Here is a 12,928-nt window from a genome sequence, read left to right as displayed (position 1 = left end):
CCACATGATTTAGAAGGGAAATTTATTTTTGAATGAATTGCTTATTGGTGGGCGGCGTTGACCATAGGCACGGATTAACAGTGTATCCAGCTATTGCGTCAATAACATCTCGCCATTGACGAGCTGCTGATTTAAGACAAATGCAAAAGCCGGGCTTATCATGGGCGCGCAACCCACCCGTCCAAACTCAATGGAGCGCGTATGAGCGATTTATCCGCCTTTCCCATCACCCGCAAATGGCCTGCGAAATATCCGGAACGCATCCAGCTGTATTCGCTGACCACGCCCAACGGGGTCAAGGCGTCCATCATGCTGGAAGAAACCGGCCTGCCGTATGAAGCGCACCTGGTCAGCTTCGACAGCAACGATCAGCTATCGCCGGAATTCCTGTCGCTGAACCCCAATAACAAGATTCCCGCCATTCTCGATCCGGCCGGCCCGGGCGGCAAGCCGCTGGCCTTGTTCGAATCCGGCGCCATCCTGCTGTATCTGGCGGAGAAGAGCGGCCAATTGCTGCCCGCCGATCCCGCCGCGCGCTACGAGGCCATACAGTGGCTGATGTTCCAGATGGGCGGCATCGGCCCGATGTTCGGCCAGGTGGGTTTCTTCCACAAGTTCGCCGGCAAGGACTACGAGGACAAACGTCCGCGCGATCGTTATGTGAACGAGTCGCGCCGCCTGCTGGCGGTGCTGGAGCAAAGACTGACTGGCCGCCAATGGGTGATGGGGGACGAGTACGGCATCGCCGACATCGCCATCTTCCCCTGGGTGCGCAATCTGATCGGTTTTTACGAGGCCGGCGAACTGGTGTCGATTGCGGACTTCCCGCAGGTGACGCGCGCCTTGGACGCCTTCCTGGCGCGGCCGGCGGTGCAGCGCGGGCTGACGATTCCGGCGAGATCGTAAACCGGTTCTCACCGCGTTTGCCCGTAGCCCCAAAAGCCCCCGTCCGGGGGCTTTCGCTTGTTCAGTCCACCGGATTGACCTCGCCCGGCAGGCTGGCGCGGGCGCGTATCACCTTGCCGGTGGCGCTGTTGCGCACGCGGATGATTTCGCCCTGGCGGCCGTTGCCCAGCGCCTCGCCGGCGGCGACCACCTCGATGCCGCTGTTGCGCGCGACGATGCGCACTTCCTCGCCGCGCTTGACCAGCAGGCTGGCTTCCAGCGCCTTGAGCCGCAGCGGCTGGCCCTGGCGCAGCGCGGTGCGGTTGCTCAGGCCTTCCAGCTTGGTCTTGGCGCCCACCATGTCGGCCGGGTCCAGCACCGGGCGTTCCTGCCATTCGATGTCGCCGGCGTCCAGCAGGCTGCGCGCCGGAATGTCGCGCGCCGCCACCGCCACGCGGGCGCTGATTTCGGCGCGGACGATGAATTCAGCGTCCCAGCCGGCGGCGTCGCAGCGGGCTTGCAGCCGCATGCGGCTGGGGGAGCGCTCGTCCAGCGCGGCGACGCGCACCGGCTCCGGGCAGGGCGGGGCGTTGAAGCCGCGCGGCGGCAAGGCCTTGAGATTGACGCGGGCCGCCGCCAGACCGGCTTTTTCCAGTTTTTGCAGCAGCAGAGAACGCGCGGTCTGCTCCACCGCGGCGACGGCCGGATAGGGGGCCGCCAGCGCCGGAACGCAGGGCAGAATGAGCAGCGCAGCCAATAGCGGCGCGGTTTGATGCCGAGAGGATGTGAAAATTCCCATTACAGATGACTTGGTAATTATCCCGTATACGTGAGGGGGTGCGGTTATTAGTATCGCTTTTCAATCGACCGGCCATTTAATGTGAATTAGATAGCCGATGTTTAAATATGGTAGAGAACCGCATGGGTCTAGGCAATGGGTTTGCACCTTGATAAAGCATTGAGCGTCCACCCGGCTGCCTTGCAGTTGAGGGCGGAGCGCACCCGTATTCTGGCGTCCAACATCGCCAACGAGAACACGCCCGGTTATCAGGCGCGGGACATCGATTTCAAAACGGCTTTGGCCGCTTCGGCGGACGACGCCGCGTTTCCGCTGGATTCGCCGTCCGGCGAATTGCAATACCGGCTGCCCAATCACCCGGCGCGCGACGGCAACACCGTGGAGCTGGGCGTGGAGCAGGCCGAGTTCGCGCAGAACGTTTCCGAATTCCAGACCAGCCTCGCCTTCCTGAACATGAAGTTCCGCGGGCTGGCCAAAGTGATAGCAGGTCAGTAAGCCATGTCCTTCCGCGATATTTCCCGCATTGCCGGCTCCGCCATGACGGCGCAGACGGTGCGTCTCAACACCGTGGCCAGCAATCTGGCCAACGCCGACACCGCCGCCGGCAGCGAACAGGCGGCCTACCGCTCCCGCAAGCCGGTGTTCGCCACCCAATACCGGGGCGGCGACGGCTTCGACGGCTGGCGCGGCGCCAGCGTGGGCGTGCTCGACGTGGTGCAGAACCAGGAGCCGGTGCGCAAGGCGCATGAGCCGGGCAATCCGCTGGCCGACGCCGAGGGCAATGTTTTCTATTCCAATGTGAACGCGGTGGAGGAGATGACCGACATGCTGTCGGCCTCGCGCGCGTTCCAGACCAATGTGGAAGTGCTGGCCCGGGTCAAGGGCATGCAGCAGGACCTGCTGAAACTGGGAGACAACGCATGAGCGTGAACGCCGCGCAAAACGGGCAGCAGAGCCCGTCCGCCGCCTCCAACGGCGCCAATCCGGCGGTGGCGCCGGCCGCCGGACAAAACCCGGGCATGGACGATATGTTCATGAAGCTGCTGCTGGCTCAGATCCAGAACCAGAACCCGCTGGACCCCACCGACGCCTCGCAGTTCGTCAGCCAGCTGGCGCAGATGAGCCAGATGAAGAGCTCCGCCGACATGCTCAAGCAGTTGCAGGGCAACGCTTTGATGCTGCGCGAGCTGCAGGGCGTGTCGCTGGGTTCGCAAGTGGGACGCCAAGTGCTGGTGCAGGCCGACCAGGCGCATCTGAGCGGCAAGGACCCCTTGTCCGGCCGCGTCACCCTGTCCGGCGAAGAGCAGCAGGTGTCCCTGGTGCTGACCGACTCCGGCGGCCAGCAAACCGTGATCGATCTGGGCAAGCGCCCGGCCGGCGAGTTCGATTTCAACGTGGACCCGAGCAAGCACGGCCTGGTGGAAGGCGATTACAAGCTGGAAGTGCGCACCGCGTCCAAATCCAAAGCCGGGCTGGAAATGCAGGCCACCGTATCCGGCGTGCGCCTGCCCATCAACGGCGGCGAGCCTACGCTGACGCTGGCCGGCCTGGGCGAATTCCCCGCTTCCGCCATTACCCGCCTGCTGGGCAAGACCCAGGCCTGAAGCGCCGATTCAAGACACCTACGAACTTTGGAGCGACCATGAGTTTCGACATTGCTTTGTCCGGCATTAACGCCGTCAACAACCAACTGGGCAATATCAGTAACAACATCGCCAACACCGGCACTTACGGCTTCAAGTCCAGCCGCACCAGTTTTTCCGCCGCCTACGCCGGCGCGCAGCCGATGGGGGTGGAAGTGGTCGGCCACAGTCAGAACATGGCGCGCAACGGCAATACCGTGCGCACCGGTCGTCCGCTGGACGCCGCCATCGACGGCCGCGGCTTCTTCGTCAGCCGCGATCTGAACGGCGGCATGGCCTATTCGCGAGTCGGCATCTTCAATGCGGACAAGGACGGCTACCTGGTGGACGGCTTCAACCGCCGCGTGCAAGGCTACGGCAAGGCGGACGGCAATGCGCTGGGCGCCTTCGGCGACATCAAGATCCCCAACGGCAACATCCCGGCCAAGGCCAGCGACAAGCTGCAATACGTCGGCAATATGTCGGCGGGCTGGAGCGTGCAGACCGTGCCGTTCGACAAGGCGCAGAACACCTTCAACAGCTCGGCGGTGTCCACGGTTTACGACTCCCTGGGCAATAAGCTCAACCTGACCCAGTACTTCTGCAAGACCGGTCCCAGCACCGTCACCGTGCACTACACGCTGGACGGCGTCGACCTGCCCACCACCGCCACCCTGAATTTCGACACCGACGGCAAGCTGACCAGCCCCACCGCGCCGGTGGCGCTGAACCTGGGCACCCCCGCCGGCGCGTCCCCGCTGGCGGTGAAGCTGGACTACACCGGCACCACTCAGTTCGCCGGCGAAAGCAGCCAGACCCTGAACGCCAGCAACGGTTACCCGTCCGGCTCGATGACCGGCACCAGCCTGAACGACAACGGCGACGTGGTGGCGGCCTACAGCAACGGCCAGAAGCAAGTGGTGGGCACCTTGGCCATCGCCAATTTCCCCAATGAATCCGCGCTGCAAGCCACTTCGCAGACCAGCTGGGTGGAAACCGCCGGCTCCGGCACCGCGGTCTACTCGCGCCCGGGCGCCGGCCTGTCCGGCAATCTGCTGGCCTTCACCCTGGAACAGTCCAATGTGGACATGACCTCCGAACTGGTGGACCTGATGACCGCGCAGCGTAATTACCAGGCCAACACCAAGGTGATTTCCACCGAGAACCAGACCATCCAGGCGTTGATGCAGGCGGTCTAAGGCGGGGCAAGGATAAATGGACGCACTGATCTACACCGCGATGAGCGGCGCCGACCGCATGCTCAAGGCGCAGCAGATTCACGCCAACAACATCGCCAACGCCGAAACCGGCGGCTTTCGCGCCGACATCGGCGTCAGCACCAGCCAGACCGTGCCCGGCTACGGCTACGACGCGCGCCACCTGAGCCAGAACGGCGCCAACGCGGTGGACGTGCGCAGCGGCGCGGTGGTGGAAACCGGCCGCGACCTGGACGTGGCGGTGAAGGGCGAGGGCTTTTTCGCGGTGCAGGGGCCGGACGGCAACGAGGCCTATACCCGGGCCGGCGCCATGGTGGCGGACGTGGACGGCAAGTTGAGCGTCAACGGCCATCCGGTGCTGGGCGACGGCGGCCAGATCACCTTGCCGCCGGACTACGTCAAGCTGCACATCGGCAGCGACGGCGTGATCTCGGTGCTGGCCGCCGGCGAAAGCGAAATGCAGCCGATAGACAAGCTCAAGCTGGTCAAGCCGCAGCCGCAGGACATCGCCAAGGACCCCAACGGCCTGGTGATCAGCCGTCAGGGCGGCGTGCTGGCCGCCGACGACACCGTCAAGGTGCAGGGCGAGCATCTGGAGCGCAGCAATGTGTCGGCGGTGGAGGAAATGGTGGCCACCATGACGCTGAACCGCAACTTTGAAATGCAGATGCGCTTGTTCAACTCCGCCAGCGACATGGTGGAGGCGGGCAACCGCCTGGTGCGCGCCTGATCCGGCCTTCCAATAACAGCGCCGCGGCCAAGGCCGACGGCGCAAACCATCGGGGAATCGAAACATGAATCCAGCAATGTGGGTGAGCAAGACCGGCATCCAGGCGCAGGACGCGCGCCTGACCGCCATCGCCAACAACCTCGCCAACGTCAACACCGTCGGCTTCAAGCGCGACCGCATGGTGTTCGAAGACCTGTTCTACCAAGTGGACCGCCAGCCGGGCGGCAAGACCGACCAGGACAACACCGCGCCGCTGGGCGTGCAGCTGGGCAACGGCACCCGCTTGGTGGGCACCCAGAAAGTGTTCACCTCGGGCACGCTGACCACCACCAATCAGTCCTTGGATCTGGCCATCGTCGGCCAGGGCTTTTTGCAAGTGAAAATGAGCAACGGCGAAACCGGCTACACCCGCGCCGGCCAGCTGCAGCGCAACGACCAGGGCGCCATCGTCACCCCGCAGGGCCTGCCGCTGGAGCCGTCCATCACCATTCCGGCCGACGCCTCCTCGGTGACCATCAGCGAAACCGGCACCGTCAGCTACACCCGCGGCAGCGGCAGCACGCTGGAAACCGCCGGTCAGATCGAACTGGCCAGCTTCGTCAACCCGGCCGGTCTGCTGGCGCTGGGCGACAATCTGTTCCAGAAAACCGCCGCCAGCGGCGATGCCACCACCGACGCGCCGGGCTCCGGCTCCCTGGGCAAGCTCAAGCAGGGCGCGCTGGAGGGCTCCAACGTCCAGGTGGTGGAGGAAATGGTGGACATGATCGCCGCGCAGCGCACTTACGAGATGAACACCAAGGTGCTGAGCGCCGCCGACAATATGATGCAGTACCTGGCGCAGTCGGCCCGATGAAGCTGCTGGCCCTGAGCGCGCTGGCGCTGCTGCTGGCCGGCTGCGCGCAGCCGATTCCGCCGCAGACCACGCAGGAATTCGCCTTGCCGGAATTGCTGCAGCAGCCGCAGCGCGGCAAGGGCGGCGGCGTGTTCACCGTCGCCGGCGCGCAATCGCTGACTTCGGACAGCCGCGCCTTCCGCCCCGGCGACGTGCTGACCGTGGTGCTGGAAGAAACCACTCAGGCCAGCAAGAAGGCCGGCACCAGCTTCGGCAAGAAATCCGGCGCCAACATCGCGCCGTCCTTGTTGGGCAATACCACCTTCCGCGCGCAAGTGGGCGTGGACGCGGGCCGGGACTTCAACGGCTCCTCCACCTCAACCCAGCAGAACATGCTGTCCGGCGCGCTGACCGTGGTGGTCCACAAGGTGCTGGGCAACGGCCTGCTGGAAGTGAAGGGCGAAAAACAGCTGGTGCTGAACCAGGGCGAGGAATTCCTGCGCCTGGCCGGCTATGTGCGGGTGGAAGACATCGACACCGACAACCGCGTGTCCTCGCTGCGCATCGCCAACGCCCGCATCGGCTACTCCGGCCGCGGGGCCTTGTCGGACGCCAACGAACCCGGCTGGCTGATGAAGTTCTTCGCCAGCCCGCTGATGCCGTTCTGAGCGGCGGAGCGGCGGGGAGTCCGGGCGGGACAACAGGCGGGCGCTGACGGGCGTCCGCCGTTCGCGTATGCGGCCCTTGGGGCGGGCATGCGCAATCACAGAATCATTCAGGGCGGATCATGCACGGTTTTATCAAGCAAATAACGGGATGGACACTGCTGCTGGCGGCGACGCTGGCGACGGCGCAGCCCTTGCGCAATCTGGTGACGGTGGAGGGCATCCGCGAAAACCAGTTGATCGGCTACGGCATCGTGGTGGGCCTGGACGGCACCGGCGACAACTCCCAGGTTAAATTCTCCGGCCAGTCGGTGGCCAATATGCTCAAGCAGTTCGGCCTGAAAATGCCGGAACGCACCGACACCAAGGTCAAGAACGTGGCGGCGGTGATGGTCAGCGCCAGCTTGCCGCCGGGTTACGGCCGCGGCCAGACCATAGACGTCACGGTGTCCTCGCTGGGCGACGCCAAGAGCCTGCGCGGCGGCACCTTGTTGCTGACCCAGCTGAAGGCGGCCAACGGCGAAATCTACGCCTTGGCTCAGGGCAATGTGGTGGTGGGCGGCGTGTCCGCCCAGGGCAAGAGCGGTTCCAGCGTCACCGTCAACACGCCCACCTCCGGCCGCGTGCCCAACGGCGCGTCCATCGAACGCGAAATTCCCAGCGATTTCGAAGAGGGCGACAGCGTGCGTCTCAGCCTGCGCCGGCCCAATTTCGAAACCGCCACCAATATCGTCAAGGCCATCAACGCCAGCTTCGGCCGCGTGGCCAGCACCCGCAACGCCACCACCATCCAGGTGCGCGCGCCGCTGGACCCCACCGAGCGCGTCGCCTTCGTCGCGCGGCTGGAGCGGGTCAATGTCGGCGTGGGCAGCGAAGTGCCGCGCGTGGTGTTCAACTCGCGCACCGGCACCGTAGTGATCAGCCAGGGCGTCACCGTGCGCCCGGCGGCGGTGTCCCACGGCAGTCTGCGCGTGGTGATCTCGGAAAACCCGAGCGTCAGCCAGCCCGGGCCGTTCAGCAACGGCCAGACCACGACTGTCCCCAACTCCACCGTCAACGTGGACCAGGGTTCCGGCCGCATGTTCCAGTGGCCGGCCGGCGCCAGCCTGCGCGCCATCATCGACACCGTGAACAGCACCGGCGCCACGCCGGACGACATCATGGCGATACTGCAGGCGCTGGATCAGGCCGGCGCGATCGACGGCGAACTGGTGGTGATCTGATGGAAAGCAAACAGATACAAGCCGCGCTGGCGATGCCGGCCGACGCCAAGGACGAGCCGGCGGTGCAGCCGGCCTCGCCGGAATACCGCCGCAAGGCCGGCGCCGCGGCGGAGCAGTTCGAAGCCCAGTTCGTCCGCGAGATGTTCAAGCAGATCCGCAAGACCACGCGCGAAATCGCCGGCGAGGACAGCATCTTCGCCAACTCCATCAACGGCGACATGATGGATTTCGCCGACGGCGCGGTGGCTGACCAACTGGCCAAGCAGCGGGTGTTCGGCGTGGCCAACGCCATCCTGCGCCAGCTGCTGCCGGAAGAGGGTGGCAATATTCACCTTAAGAACGGCGGCGCGCCGGTCGCAAGCGATAAACAGAACCCCGGCTCGCTGCCGGACGCGCAGGGTCTGGCCGCTTTCGCGCCGCCGCTGCTGCCGCTGAATAAAAGGTAAGAACCGCCATGCGCATGATAGACAACGCGCTGACCGGCGCCGTCGCCTCCCAGGCCGCGCTGAACGCCGTCAGCCAGAACATCGCCAACCAGATGACTCCCGGCTACTCGCGCCAGGGCGTGGTGCTGACCGCGCTGATGCCCGGCAGCGGCGACCCGTACAGCTCCGGTTCCGGCGTGGTGGTCAACGCGGTGCGCCGCTTCAACGACGACTTCAAAAACCTGCAGCTGTGGCAGGCGGCGTCCAGCCAGGGCGAACTGGTGGCGCAGAATCCCTACTTCGGCCAGTTGGAGCAAGTGATGGGCCGCGACGGCAGCAGCCTGTCCGCCGGTTTCGATCAGTTCTTCCAGGCGCTCAGCGCCGCCAGCCTGTCCGGCGACGCGATGCGCGACCCGGTGATCCGCAGCGCCGAAGCGCTGGCGCAGCGCTTCAACAATCTGGACAAGGTGTTCGGCTCCCAACTGAGCGCCATCGCCGAGCAGCGCTCCGCCACCGTCACCCAGATCAACAGCTCGGTGTCCAATATCGCCGACCTCAACGCCAAGATCTCGGCCGGCAAGGCCATCGGCACCAATACCTCCGGCCTGGAAGACGAGCGCGACCGTCAGATCGATTCGCTGTCCGCCCTGGTGGAAGTGCGCGTGGTGTCGCAGCCGGACGGCAGCAAGAACGTCAGCCTCAAGACCGGCCTGCCGCTGGTGGCGGACACCCAGGCGGCCACGCTGAGCAATACCAGCCAGCCGGACGGCAGCCAGGTGCTGACGCTGAACTTCTCCAAGGACAAATACACCCTGGCCGGCGACGGTCTGGGCGGCCAGCTGGGCGGGCTCAATCAATACGAAATCCAGACCGTGCGCCCGATGCGCGCGCAGGTGAAAACCCTGGCCAGCGAAATGGCGAAGCGCGTCAACGATCAATTGGCGCTGGGCTACGACAGCAACGGCCAGCCGGGCAAGCCGCTGTTCGTCTACGACGCCTCCGGCGTCAACGGCATCCTGAAAACCAGCGGCATCACCTCCGCCGAGCTGGGCTTCTCCGGCGATCCGGCCAAGCCCGGCGACAATAGCAATCTGCTGGCGGTGATCGGCCTGCAGCAGCAGAAAATCACCATGCCCGGCGTCGGCGCCGTCACCATAGGCGACGCCTACTCGCAAATGGTGGGCAAGCTGGCGGTCAGCAGCAAGCAGAACAAATCCGGTTTGGAAAGCGCCAAGGTGATTCGCGCCGAAGCGGAAAAGAGCTGGCACAACACAAGCGGCGTCAATCGCGACGAAGAAGCGATGGACCTGCTGGAGTTCCAGAAAATGTACCAGGCCAATATGAAGGTGATCAGCGTGGCGAACCAGCTGTTCGAAAGCACCTTGTCCATCTTGTAAGGAAGACAGCATGCGCGTTTCCAGCAATCAATACCTGTCCACCATGCAATTGGCGATGCAGACCAGCAACTCCGCGCTGGCCGAGCTGCTGCAACGCATGTCCAGCGGCGACCGGCTGCTGGCGCCGTCGGACGACCCCATCGCCAGCGTGCGCCTGTTGCGTTTGCAGCGCGAAGAAGCCGCGCTGGACCAGTACCAGCAAAACATCGGCGCGCTCAGCTCCGCCTTGTCCAAGAACGAATCCATCCTGGACAGCATCAGCCTGGACATTCGCGACGCCAAGGACCTGCTGACCGCGGCGGCCAACAACCCGCCGGTGGACGATCTCAAGGCGATGGCGACGCCGCTGCGCAGCTTGCGCGAAAGCCTGTTCTACTCGGCCAACACCAAGGACGCCGAAGGCCGCTACATGTTCTCCGGCTCCAAGCCGGCGGTGGCCGCCCTCGCTTACGACGCCGCCCAGCCGGCGGGCAGCCGCTACAGCTTCACCGGCAATACCGACAAGCAGCAAGTGGTGGTGGGCGACGGCATTACCCAGGCTTCCAACGTCACCCTGGAAAACATGGCCGACATCCTCAATCAGCTGGACAAAACCATAGGCCGGCTGGAAGACCCGGCGCTGGACAATAAGGATCCGACCGTCGCCGCCGACATCCGCAGCGCGATGAACGCCAGCGACAAGGCGCTGGAAGGCATTTCCAGCAAGATCGCCCAACTGGGCGGCACGCAGAACATCATGAAAACGCTGGCCCTCAATCACGACAATGTCAGCCTTTCCAATAAGCAGACCATGACCAAATTGGGCAGCTTGGACTACGCCGACGCCTTCATTCAGATGAACGGCTACACCATGGCGCTGCAGGCCAGCCAAAAAGCCTATGGCCGCGTCAGTCAGCTGTCCCTGTTTGACGTGATTTGATCGAGAGCGGCATGAACACCCCGATTTCCTCCGTCAACGTCAAACAAAGCGGCAAGCGCTGGGGCAAGGACGCCGGCGCGGTCGCCGCCGCCAGCGTGATCGAGCGCGCGCCGGCGCCGCAGGCGCAGCCGGCCGCGCAAGTGCGCGGCGCGCCGGCCTCGGGCTGGCGCTACAGCGCCCAACTCAATGAGCAACTGACCTCGGCGCAGCAGGCCCTGTCCTTCGTCGACGGTTTGCTGGGTCAACTGGAAGGCGTCAAATCTGGACTCAGTCGCGAGCTGACCCTGCGCCAGTTGAATCAGGGCGATTTGCAGCGCCAGCTCGAGCAATTCAATGAGCAGTGGCGCAAGCGCCAGACCGCCAGCGGCGGCAGCCTGGACGGCCAGCTGCGCTTCCATCTGGCCGCCGACGCGCGCCAGGGCTTCACCGTCAAAGGCCTGGATCTAGCCGCCCTGTCCGGCGGCCAGGCGGAAACCCTGGTGTTCTCCACCGGAGAATCCGGCGCGGCGCCGGCGTCGGTGCAAGTGGGCGGAGCGTCCGAAGAAGAGGATCTCCTGCGCCGCTTTAATCGCGGTCTCGCCGCCAGCGGCGTGCGCGCGGAAATGAATGAAGACGGACAGCTGGCGTTCAGCGTGCCGGAATCGCAATGGGGCGCGCTCAGCGAGCGCATGACCGTGCGCGGCGGCGGCATTCGTTTTCCCGGCGGCATTCCGCAGCGGCTCAAGCTGCAGCCGGAGGCCGAAGCGTTTCAGCCCGAGCGCTGGAAAGTGGGCGACCACGCCCAGGTGCGCCAGGCGCTGCAAAGCGTGGTGCGCTCCATCGGTCAGCTGCAGCAAACCCGCGCGGCGATCAATAGCGCGATCGCCGAGGCGCAGCACTCCATCGAACAGCTGTCGCATATGAACGAGCAAAGCTGGGCCAGCCAGTTCGTGTCCGATTTCAACGCGCGTCTGAATCAGCCGGACGGCTATCGCAACTTCTATGAGTTGGTGCCGGCCCTGATCGGCGTCAGCCGTTACCGGGTGGTGTCGCTGTTGTCGTTGGGCTAGAAACGGCTCCAGCGGCAACGTTGGAGGGTTTCCAGGGCGTCGATGGCCTTCGGGTTTATTGACGCCGGTTCGCGATCTTCACACAATCAGCCATTCCCACCTCAAGGACGGGCTGGCCATTCATGACTTCCCCCGGTAACAAGCCGGCTCGGCGCGTAGAAGTAGGGGGGCGCAGCGTCTACCTTCACAGCGTCCCTCGCCACTCGCTGCAAGACCTCTACCATTTCTGCATGACCATCAGCTGGCCGCGCTTCTATCTATTCATCGCCGCCGCCTTCATCGCGCTGAATCTATTGTTCGCCGGGCTCTACCAGGCGCGGGCCGGCGGCATCGCCAACCAGTATCCGCCGGGTTTCCTCGGCGCCTTCTTCTTCAGCGTGGAAACGCTGGCCACCGTCGGCTACGGCGATATGCATCCGCAAAGCCTGTACGCCCATTGGGTCTCGATGCTGGAGATCTTCATCGGCATGATGAGCATCGCGCTGATCACCGGCGTCACCTTCGCCCGCTTTTCGCGGCCCAGGGCGCGCATCGTGTTTACCCATAGTCCGGTGGTGCGCTTGCTGGACGGCAAGCCCGCGTTTATGCTGCGCGCGGCCAATGCCAGAAATAATGTGATCATCGACGCCAGCGCCCGCTTGCGCCTGTTGCAGCATGAGGTCAGCGCTGAGGGCGTGAGCTTCCGCAAGCTTCACGATTTGGAACTGGTGCGCGACCAGCACCCTATGTTCGTGCTCGGCTGGACGCTGGTGCACAAGCTGGAGGAGGGCAGTCCCTTATATGGTCGCGACGCCGAATCGTTGGCGGCTGCGCGCGCGCAACTGATTCTGTCCATCAACGGCATCGATGAAACCACCATTCAGCCCATGGTGGCGCGTCACACCTTTTCGCACCAGGACATTCGCTGGAATCACGCTTTTGCCGACCTGATCTATACCGACGCGGAAGAAAACGACCATATCGACTATCGGCGATTGCAGGAAGTCAGCCCGCTGCCAAGGGATTCCGGCCGGCGCGAAGAGGGTTGAGCGCCCGCGCTCGTCAGCGCTTTCATTGCAATTCAATGGCTTAATGCAAGAGGGCGCTTTTTTGTGTCGAAAGGTGTTGACTGGTTTAGGGGGCTGACGTATAGTTCGCCTCCTCAGCAGACAACGCAGCGACGGAA

At 64.4% G+C, this 12,928-nt stretch carries 15 protein-coding genes; 14 read left to right on the top strand and 1 reads right to left on the bottom strand.

Features of this window, described 5'->3' with window-relative positions:
- Positions 1 to 201: 201 nt before the first annotated feature.
- Complete coding sequence (locus ACODRW_RS21110) at positions 202 to 906, top strand: glutathione S-transferase N-terminal domain-containing protein (RefSeq protein ID WP_474453767.1); 705 nt, start codon at positions 202 to 204, stop codon at positions 904 to 906.
- Between the two features lie 61 nt (positions 907 to 967).
- Here the strand turns inward: ACODRW_RS21110 and flgA are convergent, their stop codons facing one another.
- Positions 968 to 1,684, bottom strand: a complete 717-nt coding sequence (gene flgA / locus ACODRW_RS21105; RefSeq protein ID WP_488906628.1) for a flagellar basal body P-ring formation chaperone FlgA — start codon at positions 1,682 to 1,684, stop codon at positions 968 to 970.
- A gap of 135 nt (positions 1,685 to 1,819) precedes the next feature.
- Here flgA and flgB point away from each other — a divergent pair, with 135 nt between their 5' ends.
- From flgB to ACODRW_RS21040, 13 genes are all read left to right on the top strand, one after another.
- A complete protein-coding gene (gene flgB, locus ACODRW_RS21100) occupies positions 1,820 to 2,179 on the top strand; it encodes a flagellar basal body rod protein FlgB (protein WP_039755772.1) in 360 nt (119 codons plus the stop codon).
- Between the two features lie 3 nt (positions 2,180 to 2,182).
- Positions 2,183 to 2,608, top strand: coding sequence for a flagellar basal body rod protein FlgC (gene flgC, locus ACODRW_RS21095; RefSeq protein WP_107800156.1), 426 nt, complete (start codon positions 2,183 to 2,185; stop codon positions 2,606 to 2,608).
- Positions 2,605 to 3,288: a flagellar hook capping FlgD N-terminal domain-containing protein gene (locus ACODRW_RS21090; protein WP_107800157.1), complete on the top strand. Its 684-nt coding sequence runs from the start codon at positions 2,605 to 2,607 to the stop codon at positions 3,286 to 3,288. Before flgC ends, ACODRW_RS21090 begins: the two co-directional genes overlap by 4 nt.
- Positions 3,289 to 3,326: 38 nt before the next feature.
- Entirely contained in the window at positions 3,327 to 4,505 is a 1,179-nt protein-coding gene (locus ACODRW_RS21085) for a flagellar hook protein FlgE (RefSeq protein WP_227107813.1), read from the top strand.
- Between the two features lie 16 nt (positions 4,506 to 4,521).
- Complete coding sequence (locus ACODRW_RS21080; protein ID WP_488906627.1) at positions 4,522 to 5,253, top strand: flagellar basal body rod protein FlgF; 732 nt, start codon at positions 4,522 to 4,524, stop codon at positions 5,251 to 5,253.
- Between the two features lie 64 nt (positions 5,254 to 5,317).
- On the top strand, positions 5,318 to 6,106 hold the full coding sequence (flgG, locus tag ACODRW_RS21075; RefSeq protein WP_082159140.1) for a flagellar basal-body rod protein FlgG: 789 nt from the start codon (positions 5,318 to 5,320) through the stop codon (positions 6,104 to 6,106).
- Positions 6,103 to 6,753, top strand: a complete 651-nt coding sequence (gene flgH, locus ACODRW_RS21070; RefSeq protein WP_048415603.1) for a flagellar basal body L-ring protein FlgH — start codon at positions 6,103 to 6,105, stop codon at positions 6,751 to 6,753. The genes flgG and flgH overlap by 4 nt, the downstream gene beginning before the upstream one ends.
- A gap of 119 nt (positions 6,754 to 6,872) precedes the next feature.
- Entirely contained in the window at positions 6,873 to 7,973 is a 1,101-nt protein-coding gene (locus ACODRW_RS21065) for a flagellar basal body P-ring protein FlgI (RefSeq protein ID WP_019102956.1), read from the top strand.
- Positions 7,973 to 8,419, top strand: a complete 447-nt coding sequence (locus ACODRW_RS21060) for a flagellar biosynthesis protein FlgJ (protein WP_107800161.1) — start codon at positions 7,973 to 7,975, stop codon at positions 8,417 to 8,419. The genes ACODRW_RS21065 and ACODRW_RS21060 overlap by 1 nt, the downstream gene beginning before the upstream one ends.
- Positions 8,420 to 8,427: 8 nt before the next feature.
- Positions 8,428 to 9,795 (top strand): flagellar hook-associated protein FlgK, encoded by a 1,368-nt coding sequence (flgK, locus tag ACODRW_RS21055; RefSeq protein ID WP_107800162.1) that lies wholly within the window; start codon positions 8,428 to 8,430, stop codon positions 9,793 to 9,795.
- 10 nt (positions 9,796 to 9,805) lie between these two features.
- Entirely contained in the window at positions 9,806 to 10,714 is a 909-nt protein-coding gene (flgL, locus tag ACODRW_RS21050) for a flagellar hook-associated protein FlgL (RefSeq protein WP_107732399.1), read from the top strand.
- Between the two features lie 11 nt (positions 10,715 to 10,725).
- Positions 10,726 to 11,763 (top strand): hypothetical protein, encoded by a 1,038-nt coding sequence (locus tag ACODRW_RS21045; protein ID WP_488906626.1) that lies wholly within the window; start codon positions 10,726 to 10,728, stop codon positions 11,761 to 11,763.
- Between the two features lie 122 nt (positions 11,764 to 11,885).
- Entirely contained in the window at positions 11,886 to 12,791 is a 906-nt protein-coding gene (locus ACODRW_RS21040) for an ion channel (protein WP_488906625.1), read from the top strand.
- Positions 12,792 to 12,928 lie beyond the last annotated feature (137 nt).

The organism is Chromobacterium sp. FG89, assembly GCF_057808735.1.
The sequence above is the reverse complement of the archived record's forward strand: the minus strand, read 5'-3'. Positions and strand labels throughout refer to the sequence as shown.